General features: G+C 49.0%; 18 protein-coding genes. 9 read left to right on the plus strand and 9 right to left on the minus strand.

The genetic code is table 11. The features are described from left to right. Positions 1-7: 7 nt before the first annotated feature. The 3 genes from ACKFKF_RS03860 to ACKFKF_RS03870 form a co-directional block, all read right to left on the minus strand. Entirely contained in the window at positions 8-700 is a 693-nt protein-coding gene (locus tag ACKFKF_RS03860) for a response regulator transcription factor (RefSeq protein WP_446856834.1), read from the minus strand. 174 nt (positions 701-874) lie between these two features. Continuing rightward, complete coding sequence (locus ACKFKF_RS03865; protein WP_446856833.1) at positions 875-1,132, minus strand: hypothetical protein; 258 nt, start codon at positions 1,130-1,132, stop codon at positions 875-877. 9 nt (positions 1,133-1,141) lie between these two features. Further along, entirely contained in the window at positions 1,142-2,122 is a 981-nt protein-coding gene (locus ACKFKF_RS03870) for a glycosyltransferase (protein WP_446866461.1), read from the minus strand. A 113-nt stretch (positions 2,123-2,235) separates the two neighbouring features. Between ACKFKF_RS03870 and ACKFKF_RS03875 the strand changes: the two genes are divergently transcribed. Next, positions 2,236-2,730: a TIGR00725 family protein gene (locus tag ACKFKF_RS03875; protein ID WP_446866462.1), complete on the plus strand. Its 495-nt coding sequence runs from the start codon at positions 2,236-2,238 to the stop codon at positions 2,728-2,730. Positions 2,731-2,839: 109 nt separating this feature from the next. Further along, positions 2,840-3,127, plus strand: a complete 288-nt coding sequence (locus ACKFKF_RS03880; RefSeq protein ID WP_446866463.1) for a DUF7219 family protein — start codon at positions 2,840-2,842, stop codon at positions 3,125-3,127. A 12-nt stretch (positions 3,128-3,139) separates the two neighbouring features. Here the strand turns inward: ACKFKF_RS03880 and wecB are convergent, their stop codons facing one another. The 4 genes from wecB to ACKFKF_RS03900 all read right to left on the minus strand — a co-directional run bounded on the left by wecB (position 3,140) and on the right by ACKFKF_RS03900 (position 7,425). Further along, positions 3,140-4,252: a non-hydrolyzing UDP-N-acetylglucosamine 2-epimerase gene (gene wecB, locus ACKFKF_RS03885; RefSeq protein WP_446866464.1), complete on the minus strand. Its 1,113-nt coding sequence runs from the start codon at positions 4,250-4,252 to the stop codon at positions 3,140-3,142. Positions 4,253-4,577: 325 nt separating this feature from the next. Beyond that, positions 4,578-4,952, minus strand: a complete 375-nt coding sequence (locus ACKFKF_RS03890) for a hypothetical protein (RefSeq protein WP_446856828.1) — start codon at positions 4,950-4,952, stop codon at positions 4,578-4,580. Positions 4,953-5,567: 615 nt separating this feature from the next. Beyond that, positions 5,568-6,323: a TIGR03943 family putative permease subunit gene (locus ACKFKF_RS03895; RefSeq protein ID WP_446856827.1), complete on the minus strand. Its 756-nt coding sequence runs from the start codon at positions 6,321-6,323 to the stop codon at positions 5,568-5,570. Positions 6,324-6,402: 79 nt separating this feature from the next. Then, positions 6,403-7,425, minus strand: coding sequence for a permease (locus ACKFKF_RS03900; RefSeq protein ID WP_446856826.1), 1,023 nt, complete (start codon positions 7,423-7,425; stop codon positions 6,403-6,405). A gap of 364 nt (positions 7,426-7,789) precedes the next feature. Here ACKFKF_RS03900 and cruF point away from each other — a divergent pair, with 364 nt between their 5' ends. From cruF to ACKFKF_RS03935, 7 genes are all read left to right on the plus strand, one after another. Next, positions 7,790-8,722, plus strand: a complete 933-nt coding sequence (gene cruF, locus ACKFKF_RS03905; RefSeq protein ID WP_446866465.1) for a gamma-carotene 1'-hydroxylase CruF — start codon at positions 7,790-7,792, stop codon at positions 8,720-8,722. A gap of 68 nt (positions 8,723-8,790) precedes the next feature. Next, the gene (gene cruG / locus ACKFKF_RS03910; protein WP_446856824.1) at positions 8,791-10,038 is read left to right on the plus strand and encodes a 2'-O-glycosyltransferase CruG; all 1,248 of its coding nucleotides are present in this window, start codon (positions 8,791-8,793) and stop codon (positions 10,036-10,038) included. Between the two features lie 185 nt (positions 10,039-10,223). After that, the gene (locus ACKFKF_RS03915; protein ID WP_446866466.1) at positions 10,224-10,583 is read left to right on the plus strand and encodes a photosystem I reaction center subunit IV; all 360 of its coding nucleotides are present in this window, start codon (positions 10,224-10,226) and stop codon (positions 10,581-10,583) included. A 119-nt stretch (positions 10,584-10,702) separates the two neighbouring features. Next, on the plus strand, positions 10,703-11,551 hold the full coding sequence (locus tag ACKFKF_RS03920; protein ID WP_446866467.1) for a DNA-formamidopyrimidine glycosylase: 849 nt from the start codon (positions 10,703-10,705) through the stop codon (positions 11,549-11,551). 11 nt (positions 11,552-11,562) lie between these two features. Beyond that, the gene (locus tag ACKFKF_RS03925; RefSeq protein WP_446866468.1) at positions 11,563-12,171 is read left to right on the plus strand and encodes a Uma2 family endonuclease; all 609 of its coding nucleotides are present in this window, start codon (positions 11,563-11,565) and stop codon (positions 12,169-12,171) included. Positions 12,172-12,457: 286 nt separating this feature from the next. After that, positions 12,458-13,696 (plus strand): ATP-dependent nuclease, encoded by a 1,239-nt coding sequence (locus ACKFKF_RS03930; protein ID WP_446866470.1) that lies wholly within the window; start codon positions 12,458-12,460, stop codon positions 13,694-13,696. Between the two features lie 57 nt (positions 13,697-13,753). After that, positions 13,754-13,945 carry a hypothetical protein gene (locus tag ACKFKF_RS03935; protein ID WP_446866471.1) on the plus strand — a complete coding sequence of 64 codons (192 nt, stop codon included), beginning with the start codon at positions 13,754-13,756 and terminating at the stop codon, positions 13,943-13,945. Between the two features lie 118 nt (positions 13,946-14,063). Here ACKFKF_RS03935 and ACKFKF_RS03940 read toward each other — a convergent pair whose 3' ends face one another. Beyond that, positions 14,064-15,101 (minus strand): isochorismatase, encoded by a 1,038-nt coding sequence (locus ACKFKF_RS03940; protein ID WP_446866472.1) that lies wholly within the window; start codon positions 15,099-15,101, stop codon positions 14,064-14,066. Between the two features lie 17 nt (positions 15,102-15,118). Beyond that, on the minus strand, positions 15,119-15,535 hold the full coding sequence (locus tag ACKFKF_RS03945) for a phosphomannose isomerase type II C-terminal cupin domain (protein WP_446866473.1): 417 nt from the start codon (positions 15,533-15,535) through the stop codon (positions 15,119-15,121). Between the last annotated feature and the right edge of the window lie 147 nt (positions 15,536-15,682).

Raw genomic sequence — 15,682 nt, forward strand, 5'->3', positions numbered from 1 at the left:
CCCGCTTTTACTTGGTCAATCCATGTTCTAGGGCAAAGCGTACCAACTCAGTCCGGCTATTGGTGCCCGTTTTGCTAAAAAGCCGACTGACGTATTTTTCAACGTTGCGGACACTGGTTTCAAGCCGCCGCGCAATTTCTTTATTCATCAAACCATCAACCACCAGATCAAGGACGCTTTGCTCGCGTGGCGTAAAGTCCAACTTGACCGGAGAAGGAGTCTGCACGATCGCCCCTCGCTGAGTCAAAATTGCCCGAATCTCTGCGATCTGTCTGGCCATATCCGCTACGTCTGGCATTTCACCTTCGGCACTGTTGGCTTTGAGGGTGGCCCGCTGTTGCAGCAGTCGATTGACGATCGCCACCAATTCATCGGGGTCAAAGGGTTTGGGAAGGTAAGCGTCACAGCCAGCTTCGTAGCCTTGAATGCGATCGCCCGTCATGCCGCGTGCGGTTAGAAAGACCACTGGCAAAGATTTAAACCTGGGGTCATCTCGAAGCTGTTTGAGAAATTGGTAGCCGTCTACCTGGGGCATCATCACATCGGTAATTACCAGATCGGGGAGCTTTTGCTGAACGAGATCCCACCCTTCGCGGGCATTGCTGGCAGTATGAACTGTAAAGTCGCTGTCTTCGAGATAAGCTTGCACGGCCTCTCGAAGTCCAGGTTCGTCATCGACTAAGACTAGTTGCCCTGGCATGAATTGCGCTCCCCTTAAACTGTTCTCTCATTTTAGTGATTGTTGGGGACGGGGGAATGGGAAAGACTTTAGACCTTAGACTTTAGACTTAAAGCTTCTTCTGTCTCTTGTGTCTAGCGTTTAATCCCTCATCCCTCATCCCTCATCCCTCATCCCTCATCCCTCATCCCTTTCTTACCAGCGTCGGCGATCGCGCTCCAGATCCCAGGTGACTTTTTCCCAGTACCATTGGTTCGATTGTCCGGGGTTTCTCTGTTGGGCTTTGTCAAATAGGCGATGAGCGGCGGCAGTGTCTCCGTTGAGCAGAGAGATTAACTTTCTGGGAGGGGATGAGCGCCGAGACGATCGCGCGTTTCCTGGACGAAATGACTTTGAGTAGAGCAGCCACGCCGCTAAAACCAGCAGCGCAAGAATCAACAACTTAACCAGCATGATAAACGGTTAGGAATGAGGTAGAGGGTCGCGTGAAGCGTGATCTTCGACCAGGCGATCGATTTGATGGGCTTGGGGGGGAAGCTTTGCCTGTTGCTGTCCGGTGGCGCGGGCTTGGGCACAAATCAGTCCGATCGGCGTTTCCAATAGATCGACAAGGGTGGCTTTGCCGACGATCGTTTTGACGGTGGCGATCGGGAGTTCTTTGAGCAGCCAGCGAGTTAGACGGTAGCGGTATTCTTGCAGATTGGGTTCGCGCATCAGGTCTACGCCGTGAAGCTCATGCAGGTAGCGATTTGATTTGCCGTATCTGCGCCATTGGCTTTGCAGGTCTGACAGCGTGGCTCGGTGACGATGACGAACGATCGCAGTTTCGGCAAAGCGTAATTCAAAAGCGGTTTCTTTGAGAATGCGCCAACAGATATCAGCATCGCCGCCTGTCGTCAGATAGGGACGAAACAATCCGACTGTTTCAAAAGCTTGTCGCCGGACTGCAAGATTGGCCGTCTGCCCATAGGGGCAAAACGCATTCGCTAACGTGTGCTTTTGAGAGAGCGTTTCCTGGCGATCGGCGTGTCTTTCTAGCAAACTGTGACCCGGAAGCGCTTTGATTTCTCCAGCGACCAAGCCAACCGCAGGATCGACAAAAGGCTGTACCAGATTGAGTAGCCAGTCGGTTTCTGGGCGACAGTCCGCGTCTGTGAAGGCCAAAATTTTGCTCTTGGCAGCCCGGATTCCTGTGTTTCTGGCGGCGTAGGAGCTTTGAATTTGCGTCTCGGTCAGAGCATGAATTGTAGAGACTTGCTGACTTGCGGCTTGCAGTCGCTCAGAGGTGCGATCGTCGCTGCCATTGTCAACTAGCAGATATTCCACTCGATCGCAGGAATAGGTTTGGGCAAGCAAGCATTCCAGCAGATCGGGCAAATCTGCTTCACCGTTATAAATCGGCACAACTACCGAAACCTGGGGCAAAAAAGAGGAATCTGGCATAGGGCGATCAAGTCTTGGTCGAGTCTTAAAGGTCGAGTCTTTTTGTAGTGTGACCCGTCTCACCGTCCTACTAACTTATTACACTCAGAGAGACCAAGAATCCTTATGGTCTGATGAGCAAAATAATTATCGGTGTAATGGGAGCCGGAGAGCACGCGACTCAGGCAGATTGCGATCGCGCTTACCAATTGGGTCAACGCATTGCTCAAGCAGGCTGGATCGTGCTCACAGGGGGACGAACAGTCGGTGTGATGGATGCAGCCAGCCGAGGCGCAAAAAGTGTTGGAGGACTGACGATCGGCATTCTCCCCTATGTTCAGACTTGTCCATCTCCGGCGGTGGATATCACGATCGTCACTGATTTGGGAAATGCCCGCAATAACATCAACGTGTTGTCAAGCCGAGTGGTGATCGCCTGTGGAATGGGAGTCGGAACCGTTTCAGAAATTGCGCTGGCGCTCAAGGCCAACAAGCAAATCATTCTTCTAAACGATGATGCGATGAGCCAAAGGTTCTTTACTGACTTAGCGAAAGATCAGGTTTTTGTTGCAAAAGATGTTGACGAAGCGATCGATCAGATAGGCGCAGTGCTAAAAAATGCTTTGTGACTGGCCATGTCCCGATTTCCTTTAAACGGGATTAAACCTACCATTAAGTTAGCGGAAGCGACTCGATGTTGAGAGAGTTGTCCCTAAACCTTACACCCAAAGAAAACTCGTGGTTGACAATAAAGAAGTTGACAATAAAGAAATCGAGAAACAAGACCTTTTAACCCCGATCGGGCGCTATCGAGGCGAATTTACACCCGAACATTTGGCCTTCAACGCCAACCTTCAAGAATTTGCCAGTCGCGTATCGCTGCTCTGTGGGCTAGAAACGGGAGGCAAAATCCCGCCAGAGGACGCTTACAGAGAAATCAAAAACCTGTGGAATCAGCTTAAAGACTCAAAAAAAGCCCTTCTGGATCAACAGCAAGAACGTCCAGAACTGCCCCCAGAGGAGTGAGCTTTTGCGAAGCTAGTGCAGATACTTTTCAACGATCTGTAGGATGCGATCGGCTGCATACCCATCTCCAAACGGACTGGTTGCATTCGCCATGACCTGATAGGCTTGCGGATCGCTCAACAACTTGCTGGCAGCTTCAAAAATCTTGTCAGGATTTGTCCCAATCAGTTTTGCAGTTCCGGCTATGACGGCTTCTGGGCGTTCGGTCGTTTCTCGCAACACCAGCACAGGCTTACCCAAACTTGGCGCTTCTTCCTGGATGCCACCCGAATCGGTGAGCAACAGATAACAGCGCTGCATCGCTCCGACGAGTTGAGTGTAGTCGAGTGGCTCGGTCAAAAACACTCTGGGATGGCTGCCCAAAATCGCCGTCAAAGGGTCTCGTACGGTTGGGTTACGGTGCAACGGCAGCAAGAGAGCCGTGTCATCAAACTGATTCAAGATTTTTAGAAAGCCTTGGGCAATGTCTTGGAGCGGCTGTCCCCAATTTTCGCGGCGATGAACGGTGGCCAAAATTGTGCGATGGTTACCCCACTCTAAGCCAGGAATTTCACAGGTCGGCTGACGATCGGCAACCGCCAAAAGTGCGTCGATCACCGTATTACCCGTTTGATGAATTTCACCCAGAACGCTCGATCGCTGCAAATGTTCGACTGATAAAGCGGTGGGCGCAAAGTGAAGCTGGGTAATCTGAGAAACCAGCCGCCGATTGGCTTCTTCGGGGTACGGATTAAATAATTCTTCGGTACGCAATCCCGCCTCGACATGCCCCACCGGAATTTTTTGATAAAACGCGGCTAAAGCTGCCGCAAACGCGGTCGTCGTGTCGCCCTGGACTAAGACCATTTTGGGCTGAATTTTTTGGAACAGATCTTCCAGTCCGCGCAGCGCCCAGCAGGTGATATCGGTCAGCGTTTGTTTGGGCTGCATAATTGCCAGGTCGTGGTCAGGAGTTAGATCAAACAACTGCATCACCTGATCGACCATTTCTCGATGTTGACCCGTCAAAACCACCTGGGTATCAAACACCGTCGATCGCTTGAAGGCCTGAATCACAGGAGCCATTTTGATCGCTTCAGGACGAGTGCCCACGATGATGCAAACGGGAATGGGAGACTTGAGCATAAGAATTTTGAATCATGGAACAGGGCGGCAGGCGATCGAGAAATTCAACCTTCCCCAGCTTTCTGAAGCTTACCCCAAAGATCCGACAGGTTTTGTGAGTGCAAAAAAGTCTTGCTAATCCTGGATTGCTCAAAAAGTGCGAGCGCGATCGATGCCACGATCGGTTTCATCCTCAAACTCAATTAGCCAATAAAAAACCCAGCCGAAGCTGGGCAGTCAGGACCTGTTAACCGATGACTAATCAGAATTAGAGAAGCAAAACACTCCACACATTCAAAGTACGTTCTCTAAACCTTTTCACATCACAACTCAACCGTTTTCAACGCTAAAACTTGAGGTCGCAGGTGAGCGGGCAAGCCGCATAAACGGATGTATGAAGGGGGTCTTCTTGACCATGAAGCCAACGCAACCATTCGACTTCTTGAGGATGAATCCCTCGACTTGTCAGGTATGCGGCTCCCAACATAATCCCAACTGCGTGAATGACAATCATCCCAACGGTAATCAATAAAACTGCACTAAAAGGCATCAAGGCATGTAAAGTCACCGCCAACAAAGCGCCCACTGAAACCACTAAAACCAATGCTGGAAAACCAATCACGATCATGCAAACAGTGAGCGTAAAAGTCCAGATCAAAAAGCTTTTGATCATCGTTAAGAAATAGAAACTTTTAAAACTTTGACCTTGTGCCAATGCCATGATTCTCTCTCCCAGAGCTAAGGGTTTATTGATAGTTTTGAAAAGGCTTTGTAGCGATCCCCGAAGATCACCGATGTGAAATTTAGTATAAGGAAACCTTCTAGATGAGTGAAGCTTACTTTATGAAAATTCACACGCACGATCGCGACACTCATGATTGATTTATTTAACGTAGCCAGAGTATGAAGGGTATCTTTTGCGTGGTTTAAGCCGTCGATCGATTGTGGGGCAACCCTTTGAGCTTTTATTAAAAAAATGACCAGAATACTCTATTGATTAAGAAAAATTGCGGCGGCTTCACTATTTAAGAGCAAATTAATAACTCTTAATAAATTGACCAAGCTCTCTCAGAATTACCAACAGGCTACAACCCTTGAGGCTGCAAAACAAATGCAAAAATTATGCTTTACCCAAGCCCTCCTTTCTCTATCTTTGTATAGATGTATGCGTTAAAAATCACTCACTCTGCATTGATCAAGACACATTGATTCATGAAGTGTTTGTCATCTTTAAAAAGAGGCGATCGAAGAGAAGTCCACAGGTATACAACTGCGCTTGGAGCGATTCTTTCATCCCTCATCCCCCATCCCTCATCCCTCATCCCTCATCCCTTTCTTAGTAGTTATAGGGATTCTTCGGCTCAGGAATTGGTTTTAAGTTGGCTGCCTGAATCGTTAGCTGCCGTCTGCCCTCAAAGGTTTCAGTCACCATTTGCCCTTCGATTTCTAGCCAGCTATCAGGCTTGTAGGCATTACGATCGCCCTTCGTCAACTTCACGGGCAAACTCACGGGATATACATCCGCTGCACAACAAGTAATCACAAATCGCGTAACTAAAAAATATTGCTCTGGCACATTGGGCGGATAGACGACAAATCCCTGAACTTTTGCTTTTTGCCCTGTGTAAGCATCGGGTTCGGGATACACCTGGAGCGTCCGAATCCAATCAATCAACGTCTTATCTTCGGTACGAGAGGAGGCTGTAAAAGTCTGAGGTTTGACCCGCGTCAGCGTAATGGCATCCGTCACGCCTCGATCGAGGGCCGTCTGACTGGCAAAAGCTCGCGGGGTAATGAGTAAACCTGCGATCGCCATTCCCAACAGCAATAGACTACTCCACCCCGGCGGAAACAGGCTCAAATGTTGCACAGGCGGCCCTTGACGCTCACGCCGACTGGTCAACAGCACCACCGCTTTAAGACCACTAATCACCAGGAGACAAAACCCAGCCCCCACCGTCAGCCACATATAGCTCGGGTGGATTAACAAATAAAGCCGCTCTGAAAGCCAGTATTTGAGCAACAGACCACCCCAGGCGGCGATCGCCAACACATCCAACCAGGGCAAAAAGCGGGAGAAGTTGCGGGACATAGGGGAGGGATGAGGGATGAGGGTTTGGAATTCTGGATTTAGTATTCTGGACTGATTCTGAACGCCAACTTCTGACTGCTCAACTTACGTATAGGTTGAGAAAGAGGGTAAGAGCCAGGGTGAGTTGGGCGGCCAGGGCAAAGAGGTAGAAGATGGCTCTCGGTTTGAAGATGGACAACATTAAACCGATGCCTTTGAGGTCGATCATTGGGCCAAACACCAAAAAGGCGACGAGCGAACCGCTGGTAAACGTGGAGGCAAACGAAAGGGCAAAGAAGGCATCGACCGTTGAGCAAATAGAGACGACCGCCGCCAAAAGCATCATGGCCAAAATGGAGGTGATAGGGCCTTGACCCAGACTCAGAATGACTTCACGCGGGGCAAAAACCTGGAGCAGGGCAGCGATCGCACTTCCTAAGACCAGCACACCCGCCAGTTCGCGCATTTCTTGAATCGTGTTTTCGAGCAGCAGTCTGAGTCGATATTGAGTGGGCTTCATGCCGACCATAGCCGCTTGTAGCTCGGCTGGGTCAGTGATCAGAGGTTTGGCTGATTGTCCCAAAAAATAGGTTCCTGACTGAAGCAAAGAAGGTTGATTGGTACTCAAAATTGAGAGTTCGGGTACGTCTCGCTTGCGTCGGACAGCGATCGCCGTGGCTACACTGGGCTGCAATAAGGGACGCAGATCTTTTTGAAAGCTAAAAATATAGGCAATTACAGTTGCAATCAGCAAAGAAAATCCGATGCGGAAAAATACAATTTCTGGCTGATCACGAAAGGCTGTCCATGTCGCCCAAAAAACGATCGGGTTAATGGTCGGAGCCGCAAGCAGGAAACCGATCGCCACCGAAACTGGAGCACCCTGCATCAACAATCGCCGCGCCACAGGCACATTGCCACACTCGCACACGGGAAACAAAAAACCGATACAGCTTCCGACAAACGCGCCCAGCAGAGCATTCTTCGGTAAAATTGCCAGCAATCGTCGCTCATCCACAAAAAATTGCAGCAAGCCAGAAAACAATACCCCCAGCAACAAAAAGGGGATTGCCTCGACCAACAAGCTCAGAAAAAGGGTGAATGCACTATTGAGTTGAGTCATTCAGCGAATCGCTTCAGGGTGAGGGCTGCTATTCTAACCAAGAACAGCGAGGAACTGTTGGGGATTTTAGCAGGGATGAGGCAGGAGGGAGGAGGGAGGAAGGGTAATTCTCCAATTAATCTTGAAATTTCAGAACGTCGCTATCAAAAGGCTACAGACGAGCGAAACCGGGTGAATGACTCGACGACTTGCCACTGCTTCTTTTTCATCCCTCCTCGCGAAGCGGAACAAAGGTTTCCTTCATCCCTCATCCCTCCCTTTTCGCCCCAATTCTGAGAAAACACGGATCGAATGAGAGAAATCGGTTAAAGATTTGTAAACTGTATAGCAAGCGTTTACCGTGCCCCATTTTCTGAGGAGTCCTATGAAGCAACTGATGACGATTGAGCGCTTCTGCCTGGTTGGTCACACTTTGGCATTGGCGTTTGGGTTGGCAGGCCTATTGCTGGTGTTGCCCAATGCTGATTTTATTCAAGCCCTGCCGCCTTTTGGTCAAACGGCCTTTGGCTGGAGTATGGCAAACGGAGGGGTGGCTTACATTCTGCTGGGTGCTGTGACGATCGCCCTCTACGCCTACCGAGTTTTGGGTCTGCGACACTGGCTAACTTTTATGCTGCCGTCGATCTTTTTGTCTCTGGGTAGCGAACTACTGGGAACCAGTACGGGCTTTCCGTTTGGTGAATATGGCTATCTGAGCGGATTGGGCTACAAGATTGCGGGTCTGGTGCCGTTTACGATTCCGCTGTCCTGGTTTTATGTGGGGCTGGCTTGTTATGTGTTGGCAAGAGCAGGGTTAGAAAGCCTGGAACTTCCGGTTTGGGCGCGACTGGTGGGAGCGATCGCCCTTGGTTCTGTCTTACTAACGGCATGGGACTTTGTGCTTGACCCCGCAATGAGCCAAACTCCCTATCCTTTCTGGGAATTTAAACAGTTAGGTGCGTTTTTTGGAATGCCTTACCGCAACTTGTCGGGCTGGTTTGGGACGGGCGTAGTCTTTATGTCGGTTGCGTCTCTGTTTTGGGGCAAAGCGCCGCTGAACTTGAGCCGAAGTCAACTCACCGTCCCGTTGGCGGTTTATCTGATCAACTTTGCGTTTGGGGCGATCATTACCGTCGCTGAGTTAGATTCTCGATTTTGGATTCCGACGGCTTTGAGTGTGTTGTTGGGTGTGGTGCCTGCGATCGTTCTCTGGTGGATTGCCAAACCGATTTCGACCGCCACTCAGCTAGAAAATGCCCTACAATCCTCTTTGCAAAAACAAGATACGCCTGTGGTTTCGGTGATTTCTCAGAAGTAATTCTCAGAAATAATTCTCAGAAATGAGTGCCACAAATTGCTTCATCACTTACATGCGAGGGTCGGGGGTTGACGATAGTAACGGAATTTGGGGTGTTTTGTCTGGGAGTGGTCAGTTTCAATGAGACGTATGCAACTCAGGACGCTGGATTTTTGGCGCTGCTGGTGATTCAGCTTCCCGCAGTGGCCATTTTGCTTTCCCGATTGCTCAAGGGGCCCACTCGTCACCCGCCTCTAGAACCACGATCGCCTGCCCCAGATTCAGTCGGTTTGGTCAGTGTCGTCGTGCCCACGCTCAACGAAGCCAACCGCATTGCGCCCTGTCTAGATGGATTAAGTCGGCAAAGCTACGAAGTGCGAGAAATTATCGTCGTCGATAGTCATTCCACCGATGGCACGCCCGATTTAGTGAAAGCGGCCCAAAAAGCTGACCCACGGTTTCGCTTAATCAACGATGATCCGCTGCCGTCTGATTGGGTGGGTCGCCCGTGGGCGCTGCATTCTGGATTTTTGGCAAGTCGCGATCGCAGCGAATGGATTTTGGGCATCGACGCAGACACACAGCCTCACCCTGGGTTGGTTGCCAGCCTGATCGAGACAGCCTACTCCGAAAATTACGATCTGATTTCTCTATCACCTCAGTTTGTCTTAAAGTATCCCGGTGAACTTTGGCTACAACCCGCCCTATTGATGACCTTGGTGTATCGGTTTGGGCCAGCCGGAGAAAAAGGCAACGCTCCAGAGCGCATTATGGCGAATGGGCAATGTTTCTTTTGTCGGCGATCGCTGCTCGTTCAGTTAGATGGCTACACCAGTGCTCGAAATTCTTTTTGTGATGATGTCACCCTGGCTCGATTTGCCGCCGCCAGCGGAGCCAGAGTCGGATTTTTGGATGGCGCAAGAGTGCTGAGAGTGCGAATGTACGAAGGCGCGTTAGAAACCTGGAATGAATGGGGACGATCGCTCGATCTCAAGGATGCGGCTTCGCCGGGTCAAGTGTGGGGCGATCTGTGGCTGTTGACGGCCGTTCAAGGCTTGCCCCTACCGATGTTGATATTGTCCGCCCTATTAGTGGGTAGCGGCAACACCACAATTCCTGCGCTGACAGCCCTCGGACTAAACGGCTTTTTAGTCGCCACTCGGATTGCGTTGAATTGGGCGATCGCTCCCTCCTACGATCGTACTCAAGCCCAATCTGCCTGGTTGTTTTGGCTGTCACCGCTAGCTGATCCGATCGCCGTGTTGCGAATCTTCCTCTCCTCAACTCGCACCCCTACCCAATGGCGAGGCAGAAGCTACCCAAAAGATCAAAACTGAGTGCAAGAACACGGGCGAATTTCAAACCCTCTCCTCACGCCTCACCCCTTACTCCTCACTTCTTCCCAATTGTTTCGGTTTGTTTCAACCCAAGCCCTTGAGAGTCGAAGCTTTTCCACTCCATAGTAAAGTGATGACAATTGGCTGTATGAGTTGAAGTTTGATCATAAAAGGAAAAAATACTCATGGTTCAGCGTGGTTCTAAAGTTCGTATCCTTCGCAAAGAATCCTACTGGTTTCAAGATGTCGGCACCGTTGCGTCGATCGACCAAAGTGGCATCAAATACGATGTTATCGTTCGGTTTGACAAGGTGAGCTACTCCGGGGTTAACACCAACAACTTCGCCAAGAGCGAGCTTGTAGAGGTTGCACCACCCAGTAAGAAGCCCTCTGCAACAATGCCCGGTGGCAAGCAAACCCCGATCGATGCAGCCGCTCGTCAAACTGGAAGCGGGGTCGCAGCCAAACAAAGCTCAACCTCAGAAACCCCCAGCGGCAGCCCCAAAGTACAGGGCGATGCTAATCAGGGAACGGAAGCTCGGTAACTCACTCCGACAATTCAATCTCAAGGCCTTAGACGGAATGAGTCAAAATGAAGAGAGGATGAACCCAGCCGTTCATTTTCAATCCTTCGTTTTTCATTCTCTGTCTAGGGTCTATTTTTGTGCCAGAACTTCCTGAAGTTGAAACGGTTCGCATTGGCTTAAATCAGGTAACCCTGAACCAGCAGATTCAAGGGGGCGAGGTGTTGCTTGATCGCACGGTCGCTCATCCCCATTCCAGCGTCGAGTTTTTGACAGGACTGCAAGGGATGGCGATCGCTCAGTGGCACCGTTACGGAAAATATTTGCTGGCAGAACTCACGCCTGAAAATGCTTCAGATTCCTCTTGGTTGGGCGTTCATTTGCGAATGACGGGGCAGCTTCTCTGGGTCAGTCAAGACGAACCGTTGCATAAACACACGAGAGTCCGGCTGTTTTTTCCCGATGGGCGAGAACTGCGATTTGTGGATCAGCGAACCTTTGGGCAAATGTGGTGGGTGCCGATCGCGCATGACGCTAAAACGATCATCACGGGACTGCAACGCCTGGGAGCCGAACCCTTTTCAGCAGAGTTCTCAGACGACTACTTTGCAGGAAAATTGAAGAATCGACAGCGATCGATCAAGACTGCTCTTCTCGATCAAGCGTTGGTTGCAGGAGTTGGCAATATTTATGCAGATGAGGCCCTATTTCTGAGCGGCATTCACCCCAAAACGCTGTGCGCTGATTTGCAGGAAAGTCAGATTAAACGGCTGCGATCGAATGTCATTCAAGTTTTACAAGACAGCATCGCCGCAAGAGGCACCACGTTTAGCGATTTTCGAGATGTGTCGGGTGTGAATGGCAATTATGGCGGACTGGCTTGGGTTTATGGTCGCGATGGAGAAGCCTGTAAGACTTGCGAGACGACGATCGAACGAATGAAACTGGCGGGACGATCGGCCCACTTTTGCCCTCAGTGTCAGCTTTAGAGGAAATTCCCATGATTCAACTCGCCAATCCCCTGACTTTTGAAGAGTTTTTAGCGCAGTACCCAGACGACGGCGGCATTTATGAATTGATCAATGGAGAAATGGTTGAGGTGAATCCAACAGGCAGTCATGAGGAAGTCATTGCATTTGGGGTGGCTGACTTAAATTTTGAGATTCGTCGCCAGCAGTTGCTTTATTTTTTGCCAAGAACCTGCACCGTCAAGCCCAGCACTTCGCGTAATGCTTACAAACCCGATTTGGTGGTACTCGATCGACAATCTCTATCCACCGAGCCGTTATGGGAGAAAGCTTCAACCATTATCCGGGGAGAATCTGCGCCTCTGGTGATCGAAGTGGTCAGCACCAATTGGCAAGATGACTATCTGATCAAGTTAGCCGAGTACGAGAAGTTTGGAATCGCTGAGTATTGGATTGTAGACTTCAAAGCGTTAGGAGCCGTCCGTTATATTGGTTCTCCCAAAACTCCGACGATTTCTATCTATCAGTTAATGGATGGTGAGTATCAGGTTCAGCAATTTCGAGGCAATGACCGTCTGCTTTCTACAACCTTGCCAGACCTTCAGCTAACGGCTAACCAAATCTTCAAAGCTGGAGTGTAAATTACTCATGCCGCAGATTTCAATACACTCTACCTGTTTGAGTACGGCATTTAAAGGGCTGTCGATTAAGAGAAAGTGCGTTTGAAGCATTCCAAGGGTTGAGATAGGCAACTATACAAGGCCTGAGATAGGCAACTATAATTGCCATTTAGAAGTCAGTAGTACTGACCTGTTTTGTGCCTAACCTACTACTGATAATTGCTAAATGGCGTACAACTACTCAAAGTTAGATCAAGAGAACCTCAATTGGTTTCCCAATAATAATTCGTGCGCCACGCTGCGTACAGTGAAGGTTTCGCGAGGTCAAATACGAGGTCTTAGGAATGTCACCGTAGACTTCCGGTATCCGATAACAGCTATAGCTGGGCGTAATGGCTCTTGCAAAACAACAGTTTTAGCGCTATCGGCATGCGCCTTTCACAATGCGCCTAACGGCTTTAGACTATCTGGCAGGAAGCAATCTTACTACACTTTTTCAGATTTTTTCATTCAAACAAAAGAAGAAGCTGCACTTGGTGGTATTCAAATCGGCTGTGAAATTCTTCACAATAACTGGAAGGGCCGCGAACCTGGGGCAGGTTGGCAATATCGCATTAAGAAGCTAGGAGGTCGTTGGAATAACTATGATTCTAGGTTGAAGCGTACTGTCGTATTTCTTGGCGTTGAACGAATCGTTCCACATTCAGAAAGAAGTGTATCCAAGAGCTATCGAGGTAAATTTAAGCTAGGAACTGATCACGGGTGGGAAGATGATGTCCGTGAAGTTGTGGGCAAAATCCTTGGGACTGATTATGCCAGTTTTAGCTATAGACGACACTCTAAATATCGTTTACCTGTCGTAGCCAAAAAAGATCGGAAGGTCTATTCTGGTTTCAACATGGGAGCAGGAGAACATTCCTTATTTGAGTTATTTTCAATTATTAATGAGTGTCCAGATGGCTCTCTCATTTTGATTGATGAAATAGAACTAGGTCTTCACGAGAAAGCCCAAGAAAATCTAATTAAAGAACTAAAAGAAATTTGCAAGAAGCGTAAATTCCAGATCATTTGCGCCACTCATTCCTCTCATATTCTTGAATGTTTGCCTCCAGAAGGTAGAATCTTTCTTGAACGAACTGGTACTGAGACTGATATCATCCCTGGAATTTCACCAGCTTATGCAACTGGTAAGCTTTCGGGTCGTTCAAACGTCGAGTTAGACATTCTTGTGGAAGACGAAGCCGCAAAGTTGATACTAGAAACAGTTCTAAATAGAGAGCTTCGCTTACGAACAAAGGTTCTACCTATTGGTTCGGCCGCAGCAGTCATGAGGCATCTTGCTGCAAGATATAAAGAAGCTAGGCATAAAAAAGATGATGCGGTAGAAGTTCTTGTGTTTCTTGATGGTGACAAATTATCGCAAAAAAATGAGCAAATTAAACAGTTTATAAAGGCTGTTGAGAACCCTATAGAACAGCAAGAAGCCAAAGACTGGGTAGACAAACGTTTACTATTTCTACCAGGTAGCAAATGGCCTGAATCATAGATTGTAGCACCTAGCAACAGACAACCTTTTTATGAAAGATTTGAGCGAGAATTACAAATGTCAGAAGCAGAAGTCGATGAAATGTTAGATTCAGCATCTAGGGCCGGCAAGCATAATGAGTTTTATGAGGTATCAAAAACACTAACTCTCGATGAAACGGTTGTAGCAAGTTATCTAGTCAAGAGTGCATTTGAGTCTGCGCCAGAAGAATCACAGAAGATCATCGATGTCGTTCAAAGGTTTCTTTAAATATGCGGTATGGTTTGGAGTTTCGTCATAACGACCCTATTAGAGCAGACTGAAGAGAATTTTTGGTCGTGTACATAGGTTGTCGGCAGCCGTCCAACAGAAACGTTCTTACAAACCCCTACTTCAAAAGCCACTCGCTCATGGGGTCTGTAGATTTAACCAGGTGCATTCCTGCCTCGGCAAATTGATCAAAGGCTTGGTCTGCCTGATCGCTAAAGTCAATCACTCCCGGCACCACCACCGGAGACGTGCAATCTTCTAGCAGGTAAACTTTTTTAGCCAAACTTGGATCGATGGCTTGAATCTCGGTCAATAGATCAGCGATCGTCCAGGCGACACAGTGACTTTTGGCTTGACCCGCAATGATGACGGCATCGAAGTTGAGCAGCTTCTGGATCAGACGACTGTTTTTCTGGGCGATCGCCACGCCATCTACGCCATTCATGACTTCGGGACGCAAGACAGAATAGTTTTCGGTCAGTGAGTTGTCGCCCTTGATTTCAAAATTTGTCTGACTACCTCGCGCAATGCAGTGAAAAAACATCGCCTCTTCGACGGCGGACACCAGCGCGTGACCAATTCCGCCCAGCATCGAGTGATACGCCCAAACTGTTAGGGGATATTTGCCATTGTCGGTTAGCTGCTGCGTGTAATGGAGCGCGTGACTTTGCAGCGATTCGTAATTTCCCAAGCTATAAGCGACGGCTGGATTGACCTTCCACACGCCCGTTTTTACATCGTCTAGCGTGATCATCGTTGCTGTCGGGATGGGATGTTCGCCCGCTGGATTGATCCAAAAAATCGGATGGAAGATTTGCATCGCTCTGTGAGTGTCCATCGTCGGCGCGATTTCGGTAATCTGACCCAGGTTGCGGTAGATGAATTCACAAAGTCTGTGATTGTCATCGATCGCCCCTCTCCCCGATCGTCCGCCTACAAATAGCTCAAACTCTGGGATACAGAAGGTGTTTTGCACATCGATCGCCAGTAGACACACCCGAAATCGATCGTCAGCCGCCGGACGAATGCCGTTTTGTTTTGCCCAAACTTCTGCATCGATCGCTCGCTGTTGATAAGGCACCCGCCAGACATCGCCGACTTTGGCGCGATCGAAATGGCCCGGAATCGGCAACTGTTGAATCACTTGAGGACTCATGGTTTCAACTCTTAGTTCTAATTTTTAGACTGGGCTTTGATACCATTCTCATCTTCAGGATCGCCCTCAAAGCGAGTAATGTCATCTTCTCCAAGATACTCACCGTTTTGAATCTCGATCAGCACCAAGGGAATCACACCCGGATTCTCCACCCGATGCGCCGTACAAGCCGGGACGTAAGTCGATTGCTTTTGGATCAAAATTTTCTCATCTCCATCACAAATCACTTTTGCCGTTCCCGAAACGACGACCCAATGTTCGCTGCGGTGGTAGTGCATTTGCGTGGTGATGTGATGTCCGGGCTTGAGTTCGATGCGATTGATGCGATAGCGCTTGGCTTCTTCTAACAGGGTGACGGTGCCCCAAAATCGAGTGCGCGTATTTTCAGAATGACTGGGCGGCTGCACCGCGATCGATATCGTTTCCTGACTCATTAGACGTTGCTCTCAGAAACTCTACTTCCATGATGCAGGATGAGATGTGGGTTGTCTCAAAATTTAAGAATGATGCCCTGGTTGACTGATAACTCTTTCGTGGTTGGTAGAGCTTTGCATCGTGTGAATCCACTTCAAACCGGAAAA

This window comes from Phormidesmis sp. 146-12, from assembly GCF_052939495.1.

What these genes read in the sequence shown, in the direction of transcription:
- ACKFKF_RS03860 (WP_446856834.1), bottom strand. Translation starts at nt 700, where the DNA reads ATGCCAGGGCAACTAGTCTTAGTCGATGACGAACCTGGACTTCGAGAG.
- ACKFKF_RS03865 (WP_446856833.1), bottom strand. Translation starts at nt 1,132, where the DNA reads ATGCTGGTTAAGTTGTTGATTCTTGCGCTGCTGGTTTTAGCGGCGTGG.
- ACKFKF_RS03870 (WP_446866461.1), bottom strand. Translation starts at nt 2,122, where the DNA reads ATGCCAGATTCCTCTTTTTTGCCCCAGGTTTCGGTAGTTGTGCCGATT.
- ACKFKF_RS03875 (WP_446866462.1), top strand. Translation starts at nt 2,236, where the DNA reads ATGAGCAAAATAATTATCGGTGTAATGGGAGCCGGAGAGCACGCGACT.
- wecB (WP_446866464.1), bottom strand. Translation starts at nt 4,252, where the DNA reads ATGCTCAAGTCTCCCATTCCCGTTTGCATCATCGTGGGCACTCGTCCT.
- ACKFKF_RS03890 (WP_446856828.1), bottom strand. Translation starts at nt 4,952, where the DNA reads ATGGCATTGGCACAAGGTCAAAGTTTTAAAAGTTTCTATTTCTTAACG.
- ACKFKF_RS03895 (WP_446856827.1), bottom strand. Translation starts at nt 6,323, where the DNA reads ATGTCCCGCAACTTCTCCCGCTTTTTGCCCTGGTTGGATGTGTTGGCG.
- ACKFKF_RS03900 (WP_446856826.1), bottom strand. Translation starts at nt 7,425, where the DNA reads ATGACTCAACTCAATAGTGCATTCACCCTTTTTCTGAGCTTGTTGGTC.
- cruF (WP_446866465.1), top strand. Translation starts at nt 7,790, where the DNA reads ATGAAGCAACTGATGACGATTGAGCGCTTCTGCCTGGTTGGTCACACT.
- ACKFKF_RS03915 (WP_446866466.1), top strand. Translation starts at nt 10,224, where the DNA reads ATGGTTCAGCGTGGTTCTAAAGTTCGTATCCTTCGCAAAGAATCCTAC.
- ACKFKF_RS03925 (WP_446866468.1), top strand. Translation starts at nt 11,563, where the DNA reads ATGATTCAACTCGCCAATCCCCTGACTTTTGAAGAGTTTTTAGCGCAG.
- ACKFKF_RS03935 (WP_446866471.1), top strand. Translation starts at nt 13,754, where the DNA reads ATGTCAGAAGCAGAAGTCGATGAAATGTTAGATTCAGCATCTAGGGCC.
- ACKFKF_RS03940 (WP_446866472.1), bottom strand. Translation starts at nt 15,101, where the DNA reads ATGAGTCCTCAAGTGATTCAACAGTTGCCGATTCCGGGCCATTTCGAT.
- ACKFKF_RS03945 (WP_446866473.1), bottom strand. Translation starts at nt 15,535, where the DNA reads ATGAGTCAGGAAACGATATCGATCGCGGTGCAGCCGCCCAGTCATTCT.